Here is a 24,636-nt window from a genome sequence, read left to right as displayed (position 1 = left end):
ACTCAGGAACAGGGCGGCGTCTCAGCGACAGGACGGTGGCCGGGCCACGCCGCAAGGGCGATATCGGCCAATCGCTGGAGGACTGCCTCACCTGCGCCGTCGCATGCCTGCGCTGACATCCCTTGAACGACCGCCGCAAAAAAGCGCGCGAGGGCGTCAGTATCGGTCTCGGGAGGCAACTCTCCCTCGGCGACTGCGCGGTCAAACCGCGTCTTGATTTCCTGAATAGCGGTCTCGCGTCGCGCTGCGACGATGCGAGCGGCAGGCTCGTTCTCTTTTGCATGTTGCAGGACTGCAGTCGAAATCATGCAACCACGAGGCGTGTCTGGATCGGAACAGCGATACGCAAAATCGTGGAGATAGAATGAGACGGCGCGATAGGCCGATGGCTCCTTTCGCAGCGCTTCTGAACGAGCCTTGCTTTGACGATCGACCTGAAAGTCGACCGCCTGTCTATACAGTTCTTCCTTCGAGCCAAACGCCGCATATAGCGATGGCGGCGTGACCCCCATAGCCTTCGTCAAGTCGGCAATCGAAGTCCCCTCATAGCCATACTGCCAGAAGAGCTTCGCCGCCACTTCAAGCGCAGCATCTCGCTCCAACAGGCGGGGTCGACCTCGTCCGCGAGTCGTAGCACACATTTTTATATCGATCCCTAAATTAATGCTTGACCGGGGTTAAGCCTGCGAATATTGTAGCGATGGCTAGTTAAATCACAAATGGAATGTCAGTACCTAGGCCACTGCTCGGGGCAGTGGCTTAGGTGACGAGGAGTTCGCGGGGTATCGGCCGTGCCCCTTCAGCGACTCCAAACTACGCAGATATATGAAGGGAAGTGGCAATGATACTCAAAGATAAAGTGGCCGTCATTACTGGTGGAAGCTCCGGGATAGGGCTGGCCATCGCAATGCGCTTCGCCGCAGAGGGCGCCGAAGTCGTGATTACTGGTCGCCGCCAAGCAGAGCTCGACAGGGCGATTGCGGAGATCGGAGGCCGTGCCAGTGCGTTTCGGGCCGATGTGTCGAAGCTTGCTGATGCAGACGCGCTCTATGAATTCGTTGGCAATCGCTACGGTCGAGTGGACATCCTTGTGGCGAATGCGGGTACTGGCGTCCTCGCTCCTCTGGGAGCAATCAGCGAGGCACAGTTCGATCAGGAGTTCGGTGTCAATGTGAAAGGCTTGCTTTTCACAGTACAGAATGCGCTACCGCTCTTGTCCGAGGGATCGGCGGTGGTATTGACCGGCTCGATTGCGTCGATCACGGGCACGGCCGGCTTCAGCGTCTATAGCGCGACGAAAGCAGCGGTCCGCGCGCTGGCGCGGGGTTGGATCCTCGACCTGAAGGACAAAGGTATCCGGCTCAACGTGCTGAGTCCCGGACCGATCCGGACGCCCTTACTCACCGGGCTTGTCCCTCCAGACCAGGAACAGGTTTTTCTTGAGAGCCTTGCGGATAGGATCCCATTGGGCCGAATTGGCGAACCCGATGAGATCGCGAAGGCCGCAGTCTTTCTCGCATCGGACGCCTCGAGCTTCGTAAACGGGATTGAGTTGTTCGTCGATGGTGGCATGGCGCAGGTCTAACAAGCCTGGGGCGGCTGGAGACTCCACACGCCGGAGCTGATCGATCGCATAGGTGGACAGGCTGGATCAGCTCCCTGTGGCCGAGTTGTTGGACCTCCGGCTACCTATGCGGCCGCCCTTGCGGCAGTAATCAACGCCCATCTCTGTCTGCCAATCGCGTCGACTTAGGGTGAGGACAAAACTTCAAGCTCGGACGGTCATTCTCTCAGGGCGGAAATCAGACGAATGCTGTTTTCGACTCCGATGCTTGCGACTGTGTTAAAGGGTGCGGCCCTGCCCCCTGGCTGCCGCACGGACTTCGAGCCGCTACACATGTCGCGCCCCGCACGCACGCCGCGTTCCACGATGATGCCTTCGGCACCGACGCCGCGCAGTTGTGACCGCAGCCTCGTTTCACCCGCGGTCACAACTGCGCGGCTTGCCCCCATCACGCCCAGCGTCGCGCCAGTAGCGTGAATCGTATCCAAACGAACGAACGCCCTGAATAGCTCCGTGGAGGAAGCAAGGCGATCATTCGATCCAGAATCCTCGGCGAACCCGATCGGTCTCGACACGGCGTTTGCTTAGTCCAACAGAAGCAGCTCCAAGGCAGGCTGCACCCAACTTCCCAGATCCACGGTCCCATCCTCGATAAATCCATAAGTGGGCAGGTGCATTCCGATGCGTAACGCCATCTCGGTTCTGGTATATCCACGGCAATGCCGCAAAGCCCGTAGACTGGTCCAGCCATGCGCTTTCATCAACGGCTGGATCTCCGCAAAGTACCTGGGGCGATGGCCGCTTGCACGTATCCAGATCGAAAGGCGGGCGGAGGTACTCAGACAGTCGGTATTGGCGAGTTCGGCCAGCGCGACCCGCGCCGGTTCGATCTCGGACGGACCGCCGGCGGTTGTACTTGTGCTGGAACTGTCCGGGTAACAGCGTGTAGACGCTGGCGCGTCGACGTCGGAGGATCGAGATGGTGGAGGCCTCAATATTGTGCTCTCAGAAGGATTCATAGACACAGCCGATTAAAGTAAACAGCTGCTGCGCCCGATAGGCGGAATTCGAGGATGTCTCTGAGCAGGCTGAAATGTGTCCGAGAGCGCCCAGTTGCGCTCAAGAAATAGGCATCCTGACATCGACCCTCAGCTTTACCCACCGAAGCCACTCAATTCGTGACACCCCGGGGCGGGGAAAACCAGCTCCACATAGACACGCTGGGTACCTTGGATAAAGTCAACGTGGTCGAATTCGGCTTCTGCCTTTCTTCGTGCCTCGACGCCCATGGCAGAGAGGTCGAACTTCCGCTGAGAGATCTGGGTCAACAAGCTTGCGATTGAATCGGGTGACCGTGACGGGACCACCCAACCGTCTTTGTCACGGGCGATGTTCTCTGGTAGTCCTGCGTACTCGGTCACGATCACGGGCTTCCCGCTGGCCATCATTTCGCGACAGGCAAAAGAGATCGTTTCTACCCGATGAGACAGCACAAAACCCACATCAATCGCAGAAATGAACGGCCTAACGTCGTCAAGCATTCCCACATAACTGAATCGACCTTCCATTCCCAGACCTCGAATTTCTGCAAGGTCAGCGCTGGATATCGGCCCGCCTGCAACTGCTACATGGAAGGTCTCCCGCTCTATGAGGGGTAAGCGAGCAACAGCGCGGACCATGTCCATCCAACTCTTGTAGTCACCTGTCCCAGCATTGCTGCCCAGCACAATGCGGCCAGCAAGCTCTCTGCCGAAGTAACGTGCCCTCATGCCGCTGCCTTCCTTCTCATTGAAGGGGCGAAAGACTTTCGTATCTACGCCGTTGAATACCGTAGATATGCCGGCGCTGGCATACGCGGTCTTAGCGAGCTTCCTGCGTACGTGGTCGCATACTGCAATCACATGATCTGTGCCTAACCATGTACGGATGCGCGCGCTAAGCGCAGATATGGGCTGATCGTTGTGCTTCGTGAAAACGATCTTTGGTCGTCGCTTTAGAAAAAGCGACGCCAAGATAACCAGTTTGTGATCGGCAGATCCGTTGACGTGCACCACATCGAAATTCTCGAGTTCGAGCAGCGCACGCAACTGTCTTGCCGGAGTGGGCATCCGGTAGAAGCGAGACGAAAACGCTATAGGGTAGGTGCTGACATTTGGAATATCCGCAGCAAGCCGCAAAAGCGCGCACCCGGGTGGCGCGGCAACACTGATAGAGTGGCGCCCTACCAAATTCTGCGCAAGGCGAGAGATGTAGATGGCGTGACCACTGACATTCGGCCCAACATGAAAGTTTGTATAAAGAATCTTCATCATGATTTTCCGCGACTGAGGCCTTCGCCACGACCCTATTGGAAGCGGCAAGGTTGGGCGTCAGTCTTTGTTGAGATCCCAAATCAGAGCGGCATCTATCTTTCGCTTGTAGATAGCTTTCAACACCTCGGTTTGGGCCGACACTGCAATAGAGGTCGCTCCGGTGCCTGTGAACGTCCGTGGGACGCTCATGAAGTCCGAAGGACGGCTCGCCAGTGCACCGGGAGGTGTGGCTGCCTCAATCAAATCAGCGCCTTCCAATGCAAAGCCCTCGCCGAGGCGCGGGCTTTTGCGCTAATCCCCTGCCTAGAATTGCACCGACAAGTTGGCCTGCAGACGCTGGTCGGTGTTGCTGGAACCGAACTGTCCGCCGTAGGCCAGTCCCAGGGTCGCAGTCGGGGAAAGCGCCAAGTCCGCGCCGATCTCGACCACGGCGGCATCCTCGGCGATGGGCGCGCCGGAGACGCTGAAGGCGCTGCCCCCGGAAAAGGCCACGGTCGATGTGGGCGTCGTGTCGCCGAAAGCGTGCCGCCATCCGATCAGGCCGCGAACGGTGCCGCTCATCTTGCCGACTTCGATATCCAACGACGGCCTGATGCCGAGCGTGGAAAACCAGGTGTTGGAGCTGTCGGAACGACTGCTCAGCGCGGCATCACCACCACGCTCATCGAACCCGTCTGTGCGGAGGTTCACGAAGGCCAGCGCGGCAATCGGCTCAATACGAAGAACGCCTCGGGACAGCCCGTATCCCACTTCTCCGAAGACTTGGCTTGCACCCGCGTCGTAATCGGCTCGCAGGTTGTTGCTCAGGTTGCCTATACGTACCGAGCGGCGCGTATCCACGTCATGCCACGAGTAAGCCGCGCCCACGCGCAGCGCCAGGCGATCCCACTGTCGTCCGCCATAGACGCCGAGGTGGTAGCTGTCGGCGCCGCCCTTGGAGTCAAGCTGATCCACGTTGAAGCTGGTATGGGTGTAGCCGGCAAAGGCGCCTGCCCGCCAATCGCCCGCAAGAGGCATGTCGGCACCGATCAGGAAACCGGCGGTGTCCTGTTTGATCTGGGAAATGCCTTGTCCGCCGCCGGCGCGGCCCCAGCCACCCAGCGCCTGTGCCCACGCGCGGGGTGTAGCGTCGCTGGCGCAGGCGCGCGCCAGTGCGCTGCCGCGGCCTTCACGCCCGTCGTTCAGGCATGACGTGTCCCGCAGGCGGTCATTGACCGAATTGCGGACCAGCAAGGTGCCCGAGACCAGCATGCCCTTGGACGACGCCAATGCTTCGCCGGACAGCGCGTCCAACATGTCGCGCGCTTGCGCGTCGGAATCCGCGTTCAGCACCGTGTCGCCTGCCGCGCCAGCAAGGCCGCCGGCGGTGCTGTCCTGGTTGGGCGTTTCCGCTGCCTCGCCGACGCTGCGCGTCTGGACCACGTTAAGGTACACATGGTTGCTGTCATTGCTGTCTTGCAGGGCAAGGAACGCCGAGACTGGCAGCGACTGGCCATAGGTCCCGCCAACTCCGCCCGTCGCGCTGAGCACGGTGTACTTCGTACCCAGGCGGTAGCTTGCCGCCGAGACGGGTTTGAGGTCATAGCGCGCGCCGGGTTGCAGCGTGGCCGTGCCGTTCACCGCGATCAGATCCGATGCCGAGGAGCTCGGGTCGAGTTCGATCCGGTAAACCGAACCGGCCGCCTGCGTGAAATTGCCATTGACCGTCAGGGTGCCAATGGATGATCCGGGAGCCACCACGCCGCCGCGCTCCACCTGCGTCGTTCCGACTGTGCCCCCGCCGGCCAGCGTGCCGCCTTGCCGGACCGTCACGGCGGAGTTTCCGATCGACCCGTTCACGGCCAGGACGCCGCCCTGGATCGTGGTGGGTCCCGTAAAGCCGATGCTGGTGCCTGAAAGCCCTTGCGTGCCGGCATTCAGCGTCAGCCCGCCGCTTCCTTGCAGCGTGCCCCCGAAGGTATCGTTCGCCGCGGTCAACGTTAGCGTCTGGGTGCCGAGGGCGACGTCGCCCGCGCCCGCCAGGGTGCCGATGGTTGCTCCGGCCGCCGTCGCTGAAATGTCAAAGATGCCATCGCCGACCACTACCCGGTTCGACACTGCCAGGCGGCCTGCGCCCGTCAATGACAGCCGGCCGGATTCGATGCGGGTGTCTCCGCTGTAGCGGTTGTCGCCCGAGAGCGACAGGGCGCCCGCGCCGAGCTTGGTCAACGAACCCGTTCCGGCGACCCCCGTGCCTACCGTCACGGTGTTGCCTGCGTCCGCGACGTCGAGCGTCCCTCCGCGCTCATCCAGCGTGATTGCGCGCGCCGTTGCGGTGAATGTGGTGCCGCTGATCTGCAGCACGCCGCCATTGAATTCGAGCGTTCCGGCCGCATTGCCCAAGTTGGCGTCGCTGGACACCCGCAAAGTTCCGCCGTTGATGTACGTTCCGCCCGTGTAGGTATTGGCGCCGCTCAGCGTGGTGCTGCCAGCGCCCGAGATAATCAGGCCGCCGCTGCCGATGATTGCCTGTTCCAGAACGAAGGCATTGCCGGCGTTGACCGCGTTCAGCGTCAGCACCGAGGTATTGAGGTTCAGATTGCGGGTATTGCCGTTGGTCAATTGCCGAACGCTGCCGCTCTCGCTCTCGATGCGCCATTCCTGGTCATTGCCCAGCGCGATTCTGGAACTGAGATCGATCTGTTGATTCACCCGGCTTTCCACGCCGACACCGTCAACGCCATTGATCGTCATGACGGCATTCAGCGTCGGACTCGCAGTGTTGGGGATGAAACCCGTGCCGGTATACGGCGCTAAAAAGACGAGGGAGCCTATCTGGCGGGCTGGGCCCCACAACATGGATTGCCCGCTTCCAGCCATCGCGTAGATTGCCCGATCAGTTCCACCCGGAACCGGGCTGCCGTTCGCGTCGAATCCGCTGCTGGGGGTTTGGCCCCACGTTATATTGCCTGTTTGAATGAAATACCGGTCCGCCGCCAGCGCCGCTGGCGCGGTCAACAGACAAGGCGCGGCGCCTAGCAACATGGCGGCGGAAAATAAATAATCGCGCTTCCGCCGCAGTGCCATCGCCCCGTTTATCGAGCGTTTGGCTGATTCAGTAAATTGCCCACATTCATATACCGAAAACACTCGACGACCCCTTTTTTGATGAATACCGTTGGCGGCTTATTGGGGGCGGAATGTATCAGTTTAAAATCTATTGTGATTATTTTTGATAAACACTGTTTCAAATTGGGGCCGGGTCCAATTTTCACGCACTGACGTGCGACAGGGCGATGGCGGGACGGCAATGCCGCACCCGCCGTCCGCCGGAGCCGCGATCAGTTGATCTTGATGTTGCGTTCCTTGACCAAGGTCTTCCACTGTTCGGTTTCTTTGGCCAGATGGTCGCGCAACGCGTCCGGGCTGCTGCCGATGGACTCCGCACCGATCGAATCCAGGGTCGCCTTCACCTTCGGCTCGGCCAGCGCCGTGCGCATGGCTTCATTCAGCTTGGCCACCACTTCCGGCGGGGTGCCGGCGGGGGCGAAAGCCGCGAACCAGGGCATCAGCTCGTAACCCGGCACGCCGGCTTCCTGCAGGGTCGGCACGTCGGGCAGGGCGGCGGAGCGCTTGGTGGTGGTGACCGCCAGCGCACGTAGCTTGCCGGTGGCGATGTGCGGCTTGGCCGACGTGATGCTGTCGAACATGTAGTCGACCTGGCCGCCCAGCAGATCGGCCACGGCCGGGCCGCTGCCCTTGTAGGGCACATGCAGCATCTCGACGCCCGTCATCGACACGAAGAGCTCGCCCGCCAGATGGATCGACGTGCCCACGCCGGCCGAGGCGTAGGTGTAGTGGTTGGGCTGGGCCTTCGCCTTGGCGATGACGTCCTGCACGCTGGTCGCGCCCGTGCGGGCTGGATTGGTGACCAGCACGTTCGGCACCACGGCCAGAAGCGAAATCGGCGCGAAGTCCTTGATGGGGTCGTAGTTCAGGTCGGCGTACAGCGCCGGATTGACGGCCATGCCGTTGGCGACGATCAGGATCGTGTAGCCGTCGGGCTTGGACCGCGCGACCGTGGCCGCGCCGATGTTGCCGCCCGCGCCGGCGCGATTCTCGACGATGAACGACGTGTTCAATTGCTTGCCCATGGATTCGCCCAGCGTGCGGGCGATGCTGTCCATCGCGCCTCCGGGCGGGAAGGGCACGACCCATTTGACCGGACGGTCGGGATAGCCCTCCGCCAGCGCGGCGGACGCGCCGCCCAGCAACGACAGCGCCAGGATGGCGCGGGCAAAGGGTTTGAGTACATGGCGCATGCGCATGGTTGTCTCCGTGGTGCTTGAATTATTGTGGGTGCGCCCTTCAAGGCGGGCGCGGCCGGGGGGCGTGTCGCGGTCTGCGTATTGCGGGCCGGTCAGCGGTCCCGCCGGTAGAATTTCAGCTTGTCTTCGTCCAGCGTCAGGCCCAGGCCGGGGCCGGCGGGCAGTTCAAGTTCAAAATCGGCATAGCGCGGCGGATTGGCGACGATGTCGTCCTTCAACAGCAGCGGGCCGAACAATTCGGTGCCCCAGGACAGGCGCGGCAGGCAGGCGAAGCCATGCGCGGATGCGATCGACCCGACCGAGCCTTCCAGCATCGTGCCGCCGTACAGCGACATGCCGGCGGCGTCACCCACGGCCGCGGTGCGCAGCATTTCATACAGGCCGCCCGACTTGGCGATCTTCAAGGCCAGCACGTCGGCGGCGCCCTGGCGCGCGATGTCCAGTGCGTCTTCGGGACCATTCACGGCTTCGTCCGCCATGATGGGCACCACGAAACGCGCGGCCAGGCGGGCCATGCCGGCCAGGTTGGCGCGCGGGATGGGTTGCTCGATCAAGTCGACGCCGGCCGCTTCCAGGCGCGCGATGGCGCCGGCGGCATCGGCCTCGTTCCAGGCCTGGTTCACGTCCACCGTCACGCGGGCGCGGTCGCCCAGCGCCTGCTTGATGCGCGACACGTGCGCCACGTCTTCCGATACGGCGCGGCGGCCCACTTTCAGCTTGAACGTATTGTGGCGGCGGCTTTGCAGCAGCGATTCGGCTTCTTCGATGTCGCGGGCGGTGTCGCCGCTGGCCAGCGTCCACAACACCGGCATGCGCGTGCGCACGGCGCCGCCCAGCAGGGTCGATACCGGCACGTTCAGGCGCTTGCCCTGGGCGTCCAGCAGCGCGGTTTCCAGCGCGGACTTGGCGAAGCGGTTGCCGCGCGCCACTTTCTCCAGGCGCTGCATGGCCGCGTGGATGTTGGTCGCGTCCATGCCGGCCAGCGCCGGGGCCAGATACGTATCGATGGCCAGCTTGATGCCTTCGGGGCTTTCTTCGCCATAGGACAGGCCGCCGATGGTGGTGGCTTCGCCGATGCCTTCGATGCCGTCGCTGCAGGTCAGGCGCACGATCACGAGCGTCTGGCGCTGCATGACCGCCATGGCCAGTTGATGGGCGCGGATGGTGGGCAGGTCCACCAGAATGGCTGCGACCGAGAGAATGCTTGCCGGATTCATACTTTTATTGCCAGGAATTTAGCGATGTTGCCAGTATGGCTTGCGCTTTCCCATTGAGTCCAAGACTATATGGGTTCCGATTCATACCTTTCCAGTCTAAATAAGCCATGCAACTTAGGCACCTGCGCTACTTCCAGGCCGTGGCGGAAGAGGGCAGCTTCACCCGCGCCGCCACCCGTCTGCACATCGCCCAGCCGCCGCTCAGCCGCCAGATCCGCCAGTTCGAGGAAGCGCTGGGGGTGCAATTGTTCGAACGCACCACCCGCGCCTTGAAGCTGACCGAAGCCGGGCGCTTCCTGCTGGAGCAGTCCCGGCTGCTGACCGCCCGGCTGGACGAAGTGCTGGAAGGCACGCGCCGCCTTGGGCAAACGCAGCGGCGCTGGTTCGGCATCGGTTTCGTGCCGTCGACGCTTTACGGATTCGTACCCGAACTGATCCGCCAGCTACGCAGCGCGGACCCGCAGGTGGAAGTCGGCCTGACGGAAATGACGACGCTGCCGCAACTGGAAGCGCTGAAGGCGGGGCGCATCGACCTGGGTATCGGCCGGATCCTGCTGGATGATCCCGCGATCGAACGCCGGGTGCTGATGACCGAACCGTTGATGGCCGCCGTGCCGCTGCATCATCCGCTGGCGGCGCTGGGCAGCGTATCGGTGGAACGCCTGGCGCAAGAGCCTTTCGTGCTGTATCCCGCCAGGCCGCGGCCGAACTTCGCGGACCATGTGCTGGGACTGTTCCGCGCGGCGGGCCATGCGCTGCAGGTCGTGCAAGAGGCCAACGAGCTGCAGACGGCGATCGGCCTGGTGGCGGCGGGGCTGGGCGTGTCGGTGGTGCCGGCGTCGGTGCAACGCTTGCAGCGGCAGGATGTGGTGCACGTTCGGATCGAGGGCGACGCGTTCGTGTCGCCGGTAATCGCCAGCTACCGCAAGGACGATCAGTCCGAGTTCCTGGCGCGGGCGTTGGCGTTGGCGGCGGGGTTGGCCGATTGACGCCACGCTTGCCCGGGCGGTTTGCGGGGCGCTAGGATGAACGCGATGAACCTGGTCAGCACGCTGTTGCGAACTTGCAGGGCAGCCCTTGCCGCGCTGGCCCGAGAACTGGCCGCCTGGAAGCCCGGCCGGGACCGCGCGATCTTCAGCGCTGAAGCCGTGCTGTCCGTCGCGCTTGCCGTCGTGGTGGCGAACGTCTTGCACCTTTCCTACACCTGGTGGGCCGCCATCAGCGGCTTTGCGGTGATGCAGACCCGCTTCGCCGCGTCGGCCGAGCGCGCGGCGCACCGGGTCATCGGCACCGTGATAGGCGCCGGCCTGGGCGCCGTGGCCGGACCGTTGATCGGCGACCGTCCCTGGCTGTTCGTGCCGGCGCTGGGCGTGATCGGCGGCGTGGCCGCCTATTACGCCAACGGCTCCAAGGCGCCTTATGCCTGGATGCTGGGCGGGGTGACCGCCCTGATGGTGACCTACGAAGCGCATGTGCTGAATTCCCTGCCGTCCACCGCGGAATTCGCCGCGCTGCGGGCGGCCGAGGTCGTGGTGGGCACGCTGTCTTGCCTGGCGGTCGCCAGCCTGTTCCATTTCGGGCCGCAGTGGTATCGCCGGATCCGCCCGCCCGCCGCATCGGCCACGCCCTTCGGCGGCGGCGAAGGCGCGGCGCCCGAGCCTAGCGCGGCGCCGTCGGCGGAGTCGCTGCGGCGCAATCGGCTGGTGCTGGGCATGCAGGCCGCCCTGGCCATCATCGTCCTGGCCGCGGCCACATACTTCCTGGACATGCCCGGTTTCGCGCAAGCGCTGGTGACGGCGATTGCCGTGCTGATACTGCCCGCCGGAAAACTCGTGGACGGCACGCGCCAGCCCATCATCGACAAGATGGTGCAGCGGGTGATCGGTTGCCTGCTGGCCGGCGCGCTGGGCATGGCGCTGTTGCCGGTGACGCAGGGGCAAGCGGTGCTGTCCATGCTGGTGCTGTCGCTGGGCGTGTGGGCCGGATGCCACGTGCAGTCGGGGCCGCAGGGCGCAAGCTATGTGGGCCGCCAGTTCACCATCGCGTTCATCATGGTGTTTGTTCAAGACCACCATTGGGCGAATGACCCGATGCCCGCGCTGCTGCGCCTGTCGGGCATCCTCTCGGGCATCGCCGTGTTGGCGGCCGTGATGCTGGCAACGCGCCGCCTGAAAGGCGATTTCATCTTGCCGTCGCGCCATACGCGATAGCATCGACAGTTTCGTTTCTGCCTTGGCGCCTTGATGACGCCCGAGCAAGACGTGGCCTTGCTGCATGAGGCGGGCTTCGACGATGTTGACTAGTTCTACGCCGGCTTCACGTTCAAGGGCTGGATCGCCTACTGCCCCATGTCCTGAACCGCGAGCGACCGATCAGGCCGCGATGGACCACTGCGGCCGCTCGGGAACCTCGGGCAGGGCGATGTCTGCATGGCCCGGGCGCACCCAGCGCACTCGCTCGCGCGTCGCGTCGATGCAGCCGCCCTGGTCGTAGACGCCTTGCGGATCGCGGATCCGCGTCATGCGCGCCAGCACGTCGGCCGTGGCCTGGGGGTCGGCCAGCGTCTGCCGCACGCGCTCCCGGACGATCTGTTCGTCGATGACGGGCTTGCCGGCGGCATCGGTGCGAAGCCCGTGGCGCCAATGGAAGATCTCGACGCACTTGGTCGTCAGCGTGAACGGGGCGCCGCGTTCCCAGAAATTGTTGAACTGGCCATTGCCCAGATAGAACACCCACGAACCCTCGTACCCTTCGACGTCGGACGAGGCCGCGTCCGGGTTGCGGAACCACAGCCGGTCGCCCGGCACGTAGAAGCGTTGGGGCAGGGGATCGGCAAGCGAACCGTACTCGTGCAGGAACGCTTCATGGAAGCGGCCGGACATGACGGCGCGCGTTTCCCATTGGCGTTGCAGGCGGCGGCCCAGTTCGGGGTTGGCGTGCAGCAGCTCTTGCGCAATGCCCAGGACCGTCACGTACTCCGTCGCCCGATAGCACGAGAACGCGTACAGCTGCCCTGACGCTTCGGGTTGCGTGGCCTTGCGCAAGCCTTCGATCAGCGATCGCCCCGGCAGGGCGGTAAAGCCGCGCGCCTCGTCATAGGTCCAGTAGTCCGATGGCCGTTCGGCGTGTTCGGTGTCGAACGCCAACGCGGTCTTGCGCGCGGCCTGGACGATGTAGCGGCGGATGCGCACCGCCGATTCCAGTTCCGCGAGGGTGGGGAACGTGAACGCGACCGGGCTGGCCAGCATCGCCAGCACGATCTCGCGGTCCAGGTCGATGTCGCAGGTGTCCGTGCGCAGGTTCAATGCGTGAGCGACGCCGGTCGTGTCATGGTCCGGCATGCAGGCTGCCGCAAAGGCGGCGTTAAGCCATGCCTGCGCGCCGGGCGCCGTGCCGGCCACGCCGGAACAGTTCGCCGTGTCGCGAAGCCCGAACGAAGACAGGAAGTGCTGGATGGCGGGGAGCGCCAAGGCCGCCTGACGGGCATCGGACGGTGCAATGCGGATGCCGCCCCGGTCGGGATGAAGCGGTGAAAACTGAAGAAACGGCATGACGGGCGAACCGGGAATGCGATTCGGAAATTGTAGTCATGCGGGCTTAATAACAGCTTTAAGGGCGGCACGTGAAACCGCGCGCCCAGCCCTGTTTTCATGGGGTTTCAGGCGAGTTTCACTCGGGTTTCAGGCGATTGTCATGGTTGTTGCGAAGCGTTTGTGCGCCGCTTCCAGGGCACGCCATGGAACAGCAGCGTGCACACGACGGCGGCGGCCAGACTGGGCAGGGCGCCGGCCTTGATGGCGTCGATGACATAACCCAGACGCCCCGACCCGAACGCCGCCAAGCACGTTGCGCGCGATGGCGCGGCAGGTGTCGTGGGGCTGGCGGCGGACGCAGCGATAGACGACGCTTGCCGCCGCAAGCAGCACGATGAAGGCAAGCAGGATCAGGTTCATGGCGTGAGGGGAAACTGCCGCGGCGGGCGCCGCGGCAGTTTCTTATTGGCTGACGTACCGCTTGGTCTTGGCGTTGAACGTGTAGTGCGTGACGTCGGCGGCGCCCAACTGGCGGGTCTTGTTCGGCCCCGAGATCGTGGTGCCGTTGGGTTTGACGGCCAGGCGCGGCATGTCGTTGGCGCCGTCTGCGGTGAACACCAGTTCGCCGGTGCTGTTGGTGCACGGCATCACTTCGCCATCCGAGCAGGCGGCGCTGTTGTCTTCGCCCGTCAGGACGTTGCCCACGTAGGTCCAGACCTTGTTGTCCGAATCCGTCTTCAGGCGTTCGGGATCGAACACCAGCAGCGAGTAGCCGTCGCTGGTGATGCCGTTGTCGAAACTCGTATCCGGCACGGCCAGCAATAGCTTGCCGGCGGGCGTGCGGTATTCGACCGGCTTGCGGCGCTTGTCGACGTCCGGGGCCCTTTCGTATGCGCCGAATTCGCCGATGGTGTGCTCAAGGCCCCGGAATTTCCAGGGGCGCTCGGATGTGGGATCGTTCAGCACGAACGTGGATTCCGCAATATTGACCTGCGTTTCGGGGCCGACCTGATCTTCGCCCGGCTTGCCGTACCGTTCTGCGGTTTCCCAGACAAAGCCCGTGTAGTAATGCGTGCCTTCGGATTCGAAGGCATGGCCGAACCAATACGTGGCGATGCTGCCGTTTGCCACTTCGTACGACGTTTCGCCTTTGCCGTCGATCTGATAGATGAAATACATCACCGTGGCGGCATCGGGAGGCGTCACGGCGGCGGCGACGGATTTTTGTATTGCTGGCGCGCTGTCCGTGGCGGCGAGCGCAGGCGCAGGGCTGCTCAGGACGGCAAAGGTGGAGGCAAGCAAGCCGGCCAGGGCGGTGCGCACGCACCGGCGGCGGAAACTCGGGCTGACCTTCATAAGGGTTCTCATGAGTTAGGAAACGTCCTGTCGAATTTCTATAAAAGCGTTTTGATTGTTGATGTCGGTATAGAACGGTCGATCTTCCGGCGCGGGGGGTAATCAAACGTGATGGCGGCCGGCAGAATTGGGATGCGGAGGCGAGTATAAGGGGGCTGTTTATCGTCCAGGCTTCACGATATTGCAGGTATTGCTAATCTGTTACATATGGCATTTTCAGCCGTTCCGGGTTTGCGCCGCACCGCTTTCGGCGGCGGCCCGAACGAACGCAGGAAGACGCTTCAACCGCCGCCCGAAGCGGGCGGCGTTTCCTGCGAGGCCGATAACACCGGTTCCGCCGCGTCCGTGCCCGGTACGACATTGGTCAGGTCTTCGGTCATTTCATGGTCCAACGCGCCCTGGACAAGGTCTTCAGTGACGCGCAATTCGACGCCCACCGGCGACATCTGGGCGGCGGCGGCAAACGGCGCGACAGGCGACGGGGCAGGGCGCTCGCGGCGGCGCCACATGAAGAAAGCCATCAGGCTGACGTTCAGCAGCGCGAAACACCAGAACAGTCCGGCCGCACCATATTTCGCCATCACCTGCGAAATCGCCAGCGGGCTCAGGGCCGACCCCAGCGAATTGATCAGCAGCAGGCCCTGGATCATGCGCACCAGCGCATCGGCGGGCGCGCGATCCGCGGCGTGGCTGACGGCGACCGGATAGATGGCGAACACGCCGCCGCCCAGCAGGAACAGCAGGACGATCAGCAGCGGCGACCCGGTCGGCAACAGCAGGATCAGCAGGCTGAGCACGGTACAGAAAACCGCCAGCGCGATCAGCACGACCTGCCGGTCGCGCAGGTCGGACCAGCGGCCGACGGGATACTGCAGCACCATGGCGCCCAGGATCACGGCGCCCATCATCTTGCCGACTTCGGCCACATCCAGCCCGATGCGCTGCAGGTACAGCGGCAGCAAGGTATATACCGCCGCGATCGCCACCCCCGAACCGAAGCAGCCCATGACCCCGGTGGGCGTCATGCGGATCAGGTGCTGCGGCATCAGGGGTTCGACGCGTTCCGCCAGCGGCGAAATGCGCGGAATGATGACCATCGGCATCACCGACAGCGAGGCCAGCAGCCCCGCCACCATGAAGGGCGCCATCTCGCCCAGCTGCGTCAGGGCGCCAAGCTGGATCTGGCCCAGCATGCCGGATCCGTACAACGAGATCATGTAGAACGCCAGCAAGCGCCCGCGCATCTTCGGATCGCCGGCCAGCAGCAGCCAGCTTTCCACCACCAGGAACACGCCGACGCTTGCCCACCCGTTGATCAGCCGCAGCACGAACCATGCCTCGGCGCCGAAGACCAGCCCTTGCAGCAGCACCGTTACCGCGATCAGCGACGCAAAACTGCTGTATGCCCGGATATGGCCGATGCGCACGATCAGCCGGTCGTTGAAGATCGCGCCCAGCGTCAGGCCGATGAAATACGACGACGAAATCAGGCCGATGACGGTGGCGGACTCGCCGGCCGCATCCAGTCGCAGGGTGGTAAGGGAAGAAATGAAAGCGTTGCCGATGCAGACAACGAACAAGCCAAGAAGCGGCCCCAGCACGAGAGCCAACAACTGCCGAGACATGACATCCTCGATCGCGAAAAGCGCAAAACCATCCGGCCTGGCCGGACTACTGCAATGAAAAGTCAGGCGGAAAGCCCGAAAGCGCCGTCGCGGCCCTGCCGGGATCCTCCTGAGAGGGCTGGGTGTCGCCGAAGGGCAAAAACCGCCGGGGATTGTAGCGCCGTTCGTTTGGCGGGCCGTTCTGCTCAGCCGGGCAAGCGGCGGGGGCTTTTATCCGGACCTGGACGGCGCCTGGGCGGCCCAGGACGACCATCAGTACGCCGCTATTGCGTCGCCGCAATGTTCGTGCGCCGCAAGCCGGCGCGCAGGGTATGTTCCAGATCTCCCAAACCGACATTTCCGCAACCGACCAACGTCAGCTCCTGCAATGCGGGCAGCGCGCCCAGGACGTCGATGTCGCCGATGCGCGTGCAGTACTGAATGTCCAACCGCTCCAAGTGGGGAAGCGCGGCGACCGGGCGAATCGTTTGCAACATGCCTTGGTTTTTTAGCCGTAGCGAACGCAATCCGGCAAGCTGTTCGATACCGGACAGCGTTTTCAAGGTGCGGCCGCCCAGCAAGCCAAGCGCCAGCAACGGCATTTCGGCGATGCGATCGAATACTGACGAATCGAACGGCACGTTCCACAGGTTCAGCTCCCTGAGCGGCAACCGCAACGCGCGGTCCAGCAGCACGCCGCGCCGGTCTGGAATCGCGGACAGCGATATCAGCGCGGGGAATGCTTCCGGCTCGAAGCGGAGCATCGCGTCTACCGTCAAGGCCTCCAGCCTGGGCATCGGACCGGCGTTCCAGGTATACGTGCCTTGCTCGGGATGCAGGGAAAGGTGGCGCAGGCTGGCGGGCAGCATGTCAGCGCGCAACCCATCCACGAGGCTGGGCAGGATGGCGCCAGGACCAATCGACAGATGGATCAGCGACGGCAGCCGGGCGATGAGTTCCGGCAATTCATGCAGCGGATCCTCGTGGGGCGCCCAGAGATGAACGTCCTCGATCGAGGCCAGCGTGGCGTCGTCCGGCGGCGCATCGTACAACACGACGCGCTCATGCGCCCCGGGGAATTGCGCAAGCTGGCGACTATGCATCATCCGCCAGGTCTGATTCCGGCTTGGCCGAGGCGTTGAAAACGGAATGAACGGCATGCGTCCTTCCAAAGAAACCGTTGGAACGCCAGTTTACGACGTGGGCAGGGCGGGGTGACGCAGCGCTGTCTTCCTGACTAGAATGGGCTTTCCGTACACCATTCTGGAAGCGTCTCATGAGCCTGCAATTTCGAATCCTCTCGGTTTTTGCAATGTGCGCGATGTCGGCAGGCGCCGCAGCGGAAAGTCTGCCGGTCGTCCAGTTCATCGCGACGGGCGGCACGATCGCGATGAAGGTGGATCCGGTCACCAAAGGGGTGGTTCCCGCCATCTCGGGCGACGACCTGATGCAGACGGTTCCCGACGCGGCCAAGTACGCCCGCATTGAAGTCAACAACTTCTCGGCCATGTCGGCCAATTATGTCGAACCCAAGTGGTGGACGCGTCTGACCAAGTCGGTGGATGACGCCTTGGCGCGTCCTGAAGTGGCCGGGGTGGTGATCGCCCACGGCACGGACACGATGGAAGAGACCGCATACTGGCTTGATTTGACGGTGAAGTCCGACAAACCGGTCATTCTGATCGGCGCGCAACGCAACGCGTCTTCGCCGGATTTCGACGGGCCGCGCAACCTGCTCAACGCGATCCGGATCGCCACCGCGCCGGATGCCAAGGGCATGGGGGTGATGATTGCGATGAACAATCAGATCAACGCCGCGCGCACGGCGACCAAGACCCATACCGCCGATGTCGAGACCTTCAAATCGGGTGACTTCGGGTTTCTGGGAGAGGTCTGGTCGGACCGCGTGCAATTCTCGCGGACGCCTTTGCGGCGTCAGCACATCGATATCGGCGAAGGCGAGATGCCGCGCGTGGAAATCCTGCCCATGTTCGGCGGCGCCGATGGCGGCTTGCTGCGCTACGCGGTGGACCAGGGGGCGAAGGGCATCGTGGTCCAGGCCGTGGGCATGGGCAACATGAACGTGTCGATGTTCGAGGCCGTCAAGTACGCGCTGGGCAAAGGCGTGCCGGTCGTCATTTCGACGCGCGTGCCGAATGGGCGCACGATGCCGGTCTATGGATTTCCCGGCGGCGGGAAAACGACCTACGACGCCGGCGCGGTCATGGCAGGGGATCTCAGCCCCCAGAAGGCCCGGCTGCTGCTGATGCTGATGTTGCATCAGGGGCAGGGCAGCAAGGAAGCACTGCAGGCCGCGTTTGACCGTTGAATACTCCCGCATGCCGGCTTCGGGCGTAAACAGCTCGACGATGTTCAAGGCAGGTGAATAGGGCAGGCGCGATTGAATATTTTCGGCCGCGCCGCAGCCCGGCCCGGCTTGGGCCGGGCGTGACGCAGGCGCGCGGAAAGTGCTTCCATTGACATGTCGCGTTAACGCACCCATCTCTCAACCTGCAACGATGTCAATGCGATCTGGGTCGGCAGCACGGAGGCGCCACTGATTTCCTTCGGGTCGCCCAGCACGCATTTCGGGCACGCTAGCGAAAGACCCCCTTATTTCGCCGACCATGCAGGGCAAAGCAGCTGAAGCCCCCGGTCTCCGCTATTGCGGCGTGATATTCGCCGCCTTGACGATATCGCGCCACTTTTCTCCCTCGGAGACATTGAAGCGCGCGAAGGTGGCGGGGTCCGATCCCACCGGCTTGGCGCCCAGCCCCGCGTATTGCGTCACGACGTTGGGCTGCTTGAGCGCTCGCGCGGCATGGTCGGCCAACTTGGCCACGATCTCGGGCGGCGTGCCCTTGGGCGCCCACAGGCCGTACCAGGTGCTGATATCGAAACCGGGGAAACCGGATTCCGCCATGGTCGGCACGTCGGGAAGCTCATCCACCCGGTGCGCGGTCGTCACCGCCACCGCGCGCAGCTTGCCCGACTTGATGAACGGCATGGCCGACGGCATCGAGTCGAACATCAACTGGATCTGTCCGCCTACCAGGTCCGTCAATGCCGGCGCGCTGCCCTTGTAGGGCACATGCTGCATCTGCAGGCCGGAGCGTACCTTGAAGGACTCGCCCGCAAGCTGCTGCGCCGATGCGGACCCCGCCGAACCGAAGTTCAGCGGCTGCGTCTTGCCCTGCGCTACCAGATCCTGGACGGTGCGGACCTTGGCGGTCTGCGGCACCACCAGCACCAGCGGCACGTCCGCCAGCTGGGTGATGGGCGCGAAATCCTTGAAGGCGTCGTAGCGCATCGACGCGTAGATGTACGGATTGATCACGTGCAGCGACGCGTTGGCCAGGAAGGTATAGCCATCCGGCGCGGCGCGCGCCACGAGATCGGCGCCGATCATCCCGCTTGCGCCGGGCTTGTTGTCCACGATGATGTTTTGGCCGATGGTCTTGGACATTTCCGCCGCCACCAGGCGCGCCACGATATCCGTCGGGCCGCCCGGCGGGTAGGGGACGACCATGGTGATGGGCTTGGCGGGAAACGCGGCGTCCGCAGCCAGCGCGGTCAATGGGCCTGCGGCAAGGCCCAAGGCCAGCGCGGCGGCGGCAATTTGCGTGGCGTGTCGCGCTAGGCGGAAGCGGCTCGCCCTGGGGGCGAGTCGGGCGGTGATGGCGTACATGGGTTTGTCTCCGTCGTTATTGTGATCGCCACCTTGCCGACGACTTGTCGACTTTCCAGGGCGGCGAGTGCTGCGGCAAGACCGGTGATCGGATAGACCGCCGTTACAGCTGGCCGGATCCGCTTGCTGCGGGCCCAGTCAAACAAGGTGGACATCGTCCGCTGCATGGCGGGCGCGTGGACGATGCGTTCGTCGGCGGGCGTCCAGCCTATGTAGCGGCCAAAGAAAAACCCATGCAGGGCAATGTTCTTCACCAGCAGCAGGTTCAGCGGCACATCGGGAATGCGGCCGCTGGCGAAGCCGACCGAGACCATCCGCGCGTTGGCCGCCGCCGCCCGCACGCTGCGTTCGAAGGCGTCGCCGCCCACGGCATCGATCACCACGTCGGCACCGCGCCCGCCGCTTGCCGCCTTGACAGCCTGCGCCATGTCTTCGTCGGCCGCGAACGCATGCGCGGCGCCTGCAGCCAGCGCGGCCTGGCGTTTGGCGTCGGTGCTGGCGCAGGCGAGTACCGTGGCGCCCAGCGACGAGGCGATTTCCACGGCCGCCAGGCCGACGCCGGATCCGGCTCCCAGCACCAGCACCGTGTCGCCGGGCTGCATGGCCGCGCGCCATAGCAAGGCGCACCAGGCGGTTCCGTAGGAAATGGGAATGGGCAGGGCGGAGAGCAGCGGCAAGTCGTCGGGCACCGGGTAGACGGTGTGCTCGGGCAGCGTCAGGCGTTCCGCGTAGCAGCCCCAGCGCGCCAGCGCCACCACCTTGTCGCCCGGCTTCAGGCGCGTGACGTCCGCGCCGCATGCAATGACGCGCCCGGCGGCTTCCGTGCCAGGCGCGAAGGGCAGGGGAGGCCGGCTTTGGTAGCTGCCTTGGATCAGCAGCTTGGTCGCATGGCTGACGCTTGCGTATTCCACGGCGACCGTGACTTCGTGGGGCCCAGGGGCCGGAGCGTCCGCCATGTCTCCCGGCAAGACGTCCTCGACCGGCCCATGGCGTCGGCAGATCAGCGCGCGCATCAGCGGTCCTCCTGCGGGGAAGGCGCCTGGCGCAGCACGCCTGCGTCCAGCAAGGACTGGATGTCCGAAGGCGGCACGCCCCAGTCCGTCAATGCGGCAACCGTATGCTGGCCGACCGCAGGCGCGGCCTGCAACGGCCGGCGCGTTGCCGCGCCGGGCACGCGCGCGAACGGCAGGGGGGTGCCGCCGGGCTGCGCCAGGGGCTCCAGCAAGCCGATATGCGCGGCCTGCGGGTGCGCGGCCAGGCTGTCGTAGTCCCTGACTCGCGCATGCAATACGTCTTCGCGTGCCAGGCGCTCCACCCAGTGCGCGGCCGGCTGCGCCGCCAGTTGAACGGACAGTTCGCGGTGCAGGCGTTCGCGCTGGGCCATGCGCCCCGCGTTGCTGGATAGCGCCGGATCCGCCAGCCAGTCGGTCCGATCCAGCGCGCGGCAGAGCCGGGCAAACTGGTCGTTGTTCAGCGCCAGGACCGACAGGCTGGCGTCCGCCGTATCGAACACGCCATTGGGCGCGCTGACCGCGCCCGCCGCGCGGGCGCCCGCCATGCCGAACGCCAGGATGTCGTTTACCTGCAAGGCGGCGCAGGCCTGGAACAGGCTCAGTTGCACGTGCTGGCCGCGGCCGCCGCGCGCCTGCTGATACAGGGCGGCGCTGGTGGCCTGGACGGCATACAGCGCGGTGGCGATGTCGGCCATCAGCAGGCCGATCCGGCGCGGCTCGCCCTCGGGCGTCTGGTTCGCGAACATCAGCCCGCTGTCGGCCTGCATCACCGAGTCCGACGCCGGCGCGTTCGCGCTAGGGCCATCCGGGCCATAGCCGCTGATGGACACATACACCAGGCCGGGGCAGCGCTCGGCCAGGCTGTCATAGCCCACGCCCATGCGTTCAGCCACGCCGGGGCGGAAATTCTGGATCAGGATGTCGGCGCGTTGCGCCATTTGCGCCAGCAAGGCTTTGCCCTGTGGCTGGCGGGCATCCACGCACACGCCGCGCTTGCCCACGTTATAGGCGATCGACAGTGCGCTCTGATCGTCGCGCACGACGCCGACATGGCGGCCCCAATCGCCGTCCGGCGGTTCTACCTTCACCACGTCGGCGCCTTGCTGCCAGAGGATCTGGGCGCAGTAGGGGCCCGCGATACCCTGGCTGAGGTCGAGTACGCGCAGGCCTGAATAGGGGCCGGAAGAGGAGGCGAACGGCGTGGTCGGCATGGGTGTGATGCGGCTGAGGACAATGCGGTCGATGCTAGACTCGCCGGCAGCATTGGACAATCCACGTATTTGTGCCTGGAATGGTGAATGATGATTGACAATATGCCGGACCTGAATCTGGTCAGACTCTTCGTGGCCATGGTGGAGTCGCGCAATCTGAGCGCCGCCGCGCTGCGTTGCGGAATGACGCGTTCGAACATGTCTCATCGCTTGAAGCGGCTGGAACTGGACTTGGGCGCGCAGCTCTTCCGGCGGACCACCCGGCATGTCGAGCTGACGCAAGCCGGCCAACTGCTTTACCAGCATGGCATCCGCTTGCTTGACGAGATGCGCGCAGTGCAAGCCGCCATCGACAGCCTGGACGGAGCCGTCAGGGGAGACGTGCGCATCCGGTTGCCGACAGGCCTGGGCCATCTTTATCTGGCGCCCGTGCTGCTCGACTTCGCGCGCACGCATCCCGATATTTCGTTGCGCGTGCATATCAACGACGGCATCGGGGACCTGATCTCCGCCGAAGTCGATATCGCGCTGAAGATCACCTCATCGCCGCCCGAGGACCATGTGGCGCGCCGCGTGTGCGGAATCCAGTGGTGCCTGTGCGCCTCGCCGGCATTCCTGGCGGAAAATGCGCCGGTGCAGACGATGGCGCAGCTGGGGCGCTGCGATCTGATTGCGCCGCAGTCCCTGGGCCGCCGCTTTGACTTGCGCATGAAGCAAGAGCACGGAGACCCGCTGATCCTGCGCGTGGCGCCAAGGCTGCAGTCGGGCGATTACCCGTTCCTGCGGGACGCGGTCCTGGCGGGGCTGGGCGTGGCCTTGCTGCCCCGCTATGCGGTATGGAGCCAGTTGCGCGACCGGACGCTGGTTGAAGTGCTGCCCGAGTTCGAGCCCGAAGGCGTCGGCGACGCCATCTACCTGCTTACCGCGCCCAACCGCTTTCCGTCCATGGCGACGCGCGTGCTGGCCGACTTCATTCGCGAGCACATCGAACGGCATATGCGAGACTGGGACAGGACCGCTCGCGTTGGGTGACACCCGGACGAGGCGGGCCGAACGCCGGCTTCTATCGGAAAAACACCGATTCGATCCGATTGCGTCCCCGTTGCTTGGCGTAGTACAGCGCGCGGTCGCTGCGGCTGAGTGCCAGCTCCGCGTCGTCGTCCTTCGTATGCAGCGCGGAAATGCCGATGCTGACCGTCAGCGGTATATGCCGCCCGTCCGACAAATACGGCGTATCAGCGATCCGGCGCTGCACGTTCCGGGCGAACCGGTGCGCGCTTTCGATGTCAGTATCGGGCAGCACGACGGCGAACTCCTCGCCGCCGATGCGCCCCACCAGGTCGGTGTCGCGCAACTGGGTGCGCAGCATATTCGCAAAATGCTGCAGGACTCCGTCACCGATCGCATGTCCCCATGTGTCGTTGATGTGCTTGAAGTGGTCCAGGTCGCACATCAGCACCGCCGAACCGAGGCCGCCGTGGCCCTTGATCCGCGTAAGCTCCGCGGCGATGCGCGACATGAAATGGCGGCGGTTGGGCAAGGTCGTCAGCGCGTCCGTGGCGGCGTGCTCTCGCAATTCGAACTCGGCGCGCTTGCGGTCGGTGATGTCCGTGACGAACCCGTGCCATACCACGCCGTTATCGGCGTCGCGGCGCGGGCTGGCGTCCCCCTGGCGCCACTGCACGCCCTGTAACGGAAGGCAGACCCGGAATTCCAGGTGCCACGGCGTCAGTGCGGCGGCTGCCTTTTGCAGCGACGAGCGATAGGCGGGCAAGTCCTCGGGATGGATGCGCTGTTCGATAGCGGTGGTGCTGGCGCGCACGTCATCGGCGGTGAGCTCGAACGTGTCCCAGATGCCGGCGCTGACATACGAGAACCACGAGCCGCCTTCGGGCACCGCCCGGCACTGGAAGACCAGCCCGGGCACAGCGTCGGTGAGGTTGACGACAAGGTCCGCCGTACGCTTGAGCCGGTCAGACATGGCGCGCACCGCGCTGATGTCGGTGGTCGTGCCCATCATTCGCAACGCCTTGCCGGAATGGTCCCGGCTGATCACTTTGCCGCGGCTGCAGATCCACTTGTAGCTGCCGTCCTTGCAACGGATGCGGTGCTCGACTTCGTAGCTTTCGGTCTTGCCGTCGAAATGGTCCTGCATGGCGGCGCGCACGTAGTCAAGGTCGTCCGGATGCAGGCGGGTGTAGGCGTCCTCGATGCGCGTCGTGAGTTCCGAATCGCTATAGCCAAGCAAGGCTTTCCAGCCGGGCGAATAGGTGATCTCGCCGGTCACCACGTTGCGGTCCCAGACACCCGTGCCGCTACCCGCGATGGCCAGCGACAGCTTTCGGGCTTCTTCGCGCCAGGTGTCTTCCCCGCCGCGCTCGCCTGACCGCACATGGCGCTGTTCGATGGCCATTGCCGCAAGGTCGGCCAGGTCCTTCAAGGCCTGGTTGTCTTCGTCGGTAAAACCGCGCGCCTGCCCGTGCAGCAGCCGCAAGCCGCCCAGCAGGCGCCCATTGGCGGCGCGCACGGGGCATTCGATGGCCCAGGGCTGGGATTCCGGGGGCGGCGTGCCGTCCACCGCCTGCCACGCGTCATCGGCGTCGGAGCACACCAGAATTGCCACGTCTACGCTGAACAAGCGCCGGGTCAGACGCACCAGCCGGTTCAACGAACCGTCGGGTTCGCAATGTGCGCCGCCCGCGCCATCGTCAGCGGGTCGGGTTAGGGACGGATCACCGATAACGGGCATTTCAGGGCCTGATCAATGCTGGATTCACCGGTGCAGCCGGGCTGCACCTGGCTGACATTCTGTCACGTTCCGCGCCAGAATT

The 24,636-nt window shown here is 64.3% G+C and carries 19 protein-coding genes; 5 read left to right on the top strand and 14 right to left on the bottom strand.

The features are described 5' to 3' along the window. Positions 1–2 precede the first annotated feature (2 nt). The gene (locus A9973_RS04995; RefSeq protein WP_255469021.1) at positions 3–602 is read right to left on the bottom strand and encodes a TetR/AcrR family transcriptional regulator; all 600 of its coding nucleotides are present in this window, start codon (positions 600–602) and stop codon (positions 3–5) included. A 239-nt stretch (positions 603–841) separates the two neighbouring features. On the opposite strand from A9973_RS04995, the gene A9973_RS04990 reads away from it, so the two are divergent. Further along, positions 842–1,585, top strand: a complete 744-nt coding sequence (locus A9973_RS04990) for an SDR family NAD(P)-dependent oxidoreductase (RefSeq protein WP_183012657.1) — start codon at positions 842–844, stop codon at positions 1,583–1,585. A 1,133-nt stretch (positions 1,586–2,718) separates the two neighbouring features. Here the strand turns inward: A9973_RS04990 and A9973_RS04985 are convergent. The 4 genes from A9973_RS04985 to A9973_RS04970 all read right to left on the bottom strand — a co-directional run bounded on the left by A9973_RS04985 (position 2,719) and on the right by A9973_RS04970 (position 9,400). Further along, positions 2,719–3,876, bottom strand: a complete 1,158-nt coding sequence (locus A9973_RS04985) for a glycosyltransferase family 4 protein (RefSeq protein WP_255469020.1) — start codon at positions 3,874–3,876, stop codon at positions 2,719–2,721. A 303-nt stretch (positions 3,877–4,179) separates the two neighbouring features. Then, positions 4,180–6,609 carry an autotransporter domain-containing protein gene (locus A9973_RS04980; RefSeq protein WP_183012656.1) on the bottom strand — a complete coding sequence of 810 codons (2,430 nt, stop codon included), beginning with the start codon at positions 6,607–6,609 and terminating at the stop codon, positions 4,180–4,182. A 587-nt stretch (positions 6,610–7,196) separates the two neighbouring features. After that, on the bottom strand, positions 7,197–8,183 hold the full coding sequence (locus A9973_RS04975) for a tripartite tricarboxylate transporter substrate binding protein (protein WP_183012655.1): 987 nt from the start codon (positions 8,181–8,183) through the stop codon (positions 7,197–7,199). A 92-nt stretch (positions 8,184–8,275) separates the two neighbouring features. Further along, positions 8,276–9,400 carry a muconate/chloromuconate family cycloisomerase gene (locus A9973_RS04970; RefSeq protein ID WP_183012654.1) on the bottom strand — a complete coding sequence of 375 codons (1,125 nt, stop codon included), beginning with the start codon at positions 9,398–9,400 and terminating at the stop codon, positions 8,276–8,278. A 107-nt stretch (positions 9,401–9,507) separates the two neighbouring features. Here A9973_RS04970 and A9973_RS04965 point away from each other — a divergent pair, with 107 nt between their 5' ends. Together A9973_RS04965 and A9973_RS04960 are read left to right on the top strand one after the other, a co-directional pair. Beyond that, positions 9,508–10,389, top strand: coding sequence for a LysR family transcriptional regulator (locus A9973_RS04965; protein ID WP_183012653.1), 882 nt, complete (start codon positions 9,508–9,510; stop codon positions 10,387–10,389). 36 nt (positions 10,390–10,425) lie between these two features. Further along, positions 10,426–11,610: an FUSC family protein gene (locus tag A9973_RS04960; RefSeq protein ID WP_255469019.1), complete on the top strand. Its 1,185-nt coding sequence runs from the start codon at positions 10,426–10,428 to the stop codon at positions 11,608–11,610. Positions 11,611–11,772: 162 nt separating this feature from the next. Here A9973_RS04960 and A9973_RS04955 read toward each other — a convergent pair whose 3' ends face one another. The 5 genes from A9973_RS04955 to A9973_RS04935 form a co-directional block, all read right to left on the bottom strand. After that, positions 11,773–12,951, bottom strand: coding sequence for a hypothetical protein (locus A9973_RS04955; protein WP_183012652.1), 1,179 nt, complete (start codon positions 12,949–12,951; stop codon positions 11,773–11,775). A 129-nt stretch (positions 12,952–13,080) separates the two neighbouring features. Continuing rightward, a complete protein-coding gene (locus tag A9973_RS04950) occupies positions 13,081–13,353 on the bottom strand; it encodes a hypothetical protein (RefSeq protein ID WP_183012651.1) in 273 nt (90 codons plus the stop codon). Between the two features lie 42 nt (positions 13,354–13,395). Further along, a complete protein-coding gene (locus tag A9973_RS04945) occupies positions 13,396–14,301 on the bottom strand; it encodes a hypothetical protein (protein WP_183012650.1) in 906 nt (301 codons plus the stop codon). A gap of 269 nt (positions 14,302–14,570) precedes the next feature. Then, entirely contained in the window at positions 14,571–15,914 is a 1,344-nt protein-coding gene (locus A9973_RS04940; RefSeq protein ID WP_183012649.1) for an MFS transporter, read from the bottom strand. A 263-nt stretch (positions 15,915–16,177) separates the two neighbouring features. Continuing rightward, positions 16,178–16,948 carry a leucine-rich repeat domain-containing protein gene (locus tag A9973_RS04935; RefSeq protein WP_370539443.1) on the bottom strand — a complete coding sequence of 257 codons (771 nt, stop codon included), beginning with the start codon at positions 16,946–16,948 and terminating at the stop codon, positions 16,178–16,180. 221 nt (positions 16,949–17,169) lie between these two features. On the opposite strand from A9973_RS04935, the gene A9973_RS04930 reads away from it, so the two are divergent. Beyond that, a complete protein-coding gene (locus tag A9973_RS04930; protein ID WP_183012647.1) occupies positions 17,170–18,222 on the top strand; it encodes an asparaginase in 1,053 nt (350 codons plus the stop codon). Positions 18,223–18,555: 333 nt separating this feature from the next. On the opposite strand, the gene A9973_RS04925 is transcribed toward A9973_RS04930, so the two are convergent. The 3 genes from A9973_RS04925 to A9973_RS04915 are packed head-to-tail and all read right to left on the bottom strand — an operon-like array spanning position 18,556 to position 21,805. Further along, entirely contained in the window at positions 18,556–19,581 is a 1,026-nt protein-coding gene (locus A9973_RS04925; protein WP_183012646.1) for a tripartite tricarboxylate transporter substrate binding protein, read from the bottom strand. Further along, a complete protein-coding gene (locus A9973_RS04920) occupies positions 19,530–20,594 on the bottom strand; it encodes an NADPH:quinone oxidoreductase family protein (RefSeq protein WP_183012645.1) in 1,065 nt (354 codons plus the stop codon). The genes A9973_RS04925 and A9973_RS04920 overlap by 52 nt, the downstream gene beginning before the upstream one ends. After that, positions 20,594–21,805 (bottom strand): CaiB/BaiF CoA-transferase family protein, encoded by a 1,212-nt coding sequence (locus A9973_RS04915; RefSeq protein WP_183012644.1) that lies wholly within the window; start codon positions 21,803–21,805, stop codon positions 20,594–20,596. Before A9973_RS04915 ends, A9973_RS04920 begins: the two co-directional genes overlap by 1 nt. Before the next feature lie 90 nt (positions 21,806–21,895). On the opposite strand from A9973_RS04915, the gene A9973_RS04910 reads away from it, so the two are divergent. Beyond that, positions 21,896–22,837, top strand: coding sequence for a LysR family transcriptional regulator (locus A9973_RS04910; protein WP_183013156.1), 942 nt, complete (start codon positions 21,896–21,898; stop codon positions 22,835–22,837). Positions 22,838–22,868: 31 nt separating this feature from the next. On the opposite strand, the gene A9973_RS04905 is transcribed toward A9973_RS04910, so the two are convergent. Beyond that, on the bottom strand, positions 22,869–24,554 hold the full coding sequence (locus tag A9973_RS04905; RefSeq protein ID WP_183012643.1) for a sensor domain-containing diguanylate cyclase: 1,686 nt from the start codon (positions 24,552–24,554) through the stop codon (positions 22,869–22,871). Between the last annotated feature and the right edge of the window lie 82 nt (positions 24,555–24,636).

It is taken from the genome of Achromobacter sp. UMC46, from assembly GCF_014170335.1.
Taxonomy (GTDB): domain Bacteria; phylum Pseudomonadota; class Gammaproteobacteria; order Burkholderiales; family Burkholderiaceae_B; genus Achromobacter.
The sequence above is the reverse complement of the archived record's forward strand: the minus strand, read 5'-3'. Positions and strand labels throughout refer to the sequence as shown.

Excerpts from the sequence above, each read along its gene's own strand:
- A9973_RS04925 (WP_183012646.1), bottom strand. The coding sequence starts at position 19,581 with ATGTACGCCATCACCGCCCGACTCGCCCCCAGGGCGAGCCGCTTCCGC.
- A9973_RS04920 (WP_183012645.1), bottom strand. The coding sequence starts at position 20,594 with ATGCGCGCGCTGATCTGCCGACGCCATGGGCCGGTCGAGGACGTCTTG.
- A9973_RS04975 (WP_183012655.1), bottom strand. The coding sequence starts at position 8,183 with ATGCGCATGCGCCATGTACTCAAACCCTTTGCCCGCGCCATCCTGGCG.
- A9973_RS04950 (WP_183012651.1), bottom strand. The coding sequence starts at position 13,353 with ATGAACCTGATCCTGCTTGCCTTCATCGTGCTGCTTGCGGCGGCAAGC.
- A9973_RS04980 (WP_183012656.1), bottom strand. The coding sequence starts at position 6,609 with ATGACGATCAATGGCGTTGACGGTGTCGGCGTGGAAAGCCGGGTGAAT.
- A9973_RS04915 (WP_183012644.1), bottom strand. The coding sequence starts at position 21,805 with ATGCCGACCACGCCGTTCGCCTCCTCTTCCGGCCCCTATTCAGGCCTG.
- A9973_RS04965 (WP_183012653.1), top strand. The coding sequence starts at position 9,508 with ATGCAACTTAGGCACCTGCGCTACTTCCAGGCCGTGGCGGAAGAGGGC.
- A9973_RS04910 (WP_183013156.1), top strand. The coding sequence starts at position 21,896 with ATGATTGACAATATGCCGGACCTGAATCTGGTCAGACTCTTCGTGGCC.
- A9973_RS04945 (WP_183012650.1), bottom strand. The coding sequence starts at position 14,301 with ATGAGAACCCTTATGAAGGTCAGCCCGAGTTTCCGCCGCCGGTGCGTG.
- A9973_RS04905 (WP_183012643.1), bottom strand. The coding sequence starts at position 24,554 with ATGCCCGTTATCGGTGATCCGTCCCTAACCCGACCCGCTGACGATGGC.
- A9973_RS04990 (WP_183012657.1), top strand. The coding sequence starts at position 842 with ATGATACTCAAAGATAAAGTGGCCGTCATTACTGGTGGAAGCTCCGGG.
- A9973_RS04930 (WP_183012647.1), top strand. The coding sequence starts at position 17,170 with ATGAGCCTGCAATTTCGAATCCTCTCGGTTTTTGCAATGTGCGCGATG.
- A9973_RS04970 (WP_183012654.1), bottom strand. The coding sequence starts at position 9,400 with ATGAATCCGGCAAGCATTCTCTCGGTCGCAGCCATTCTGGTGGACCTG.
- A9973_RS04940 (WP_183012649.1), bottom strand. The coding sequence starts at position 15,914 with ATGTCTCGGCAGTTGTTGGCTCTCGTGCTGGGGCCGCTTCTTGGCTTG.
- A9973_RS04960 (WP_255469019.1), top strand. The coding sequence starts at position 10,426 with ATGAACGCGATGAACCTGGTCAGCACGCTGTTGCGAACTTGCAGGGCA.
- A9973_RS04985 (WP_255469020.1), bottom strand. The coding sequence starts at position 3,876 with ATGATGAAGATTCTTTATACAAACTTTCATGTTGGGCCGAATGTCAGT.
- A9973_RS04955 (WP_183012652.1), bottom strand. The coding sequence starts at position 12,951 with ATGCCGTTTCTTCAGTTTTCACCGCTTCATCCCGACCGGGGCGGCATC.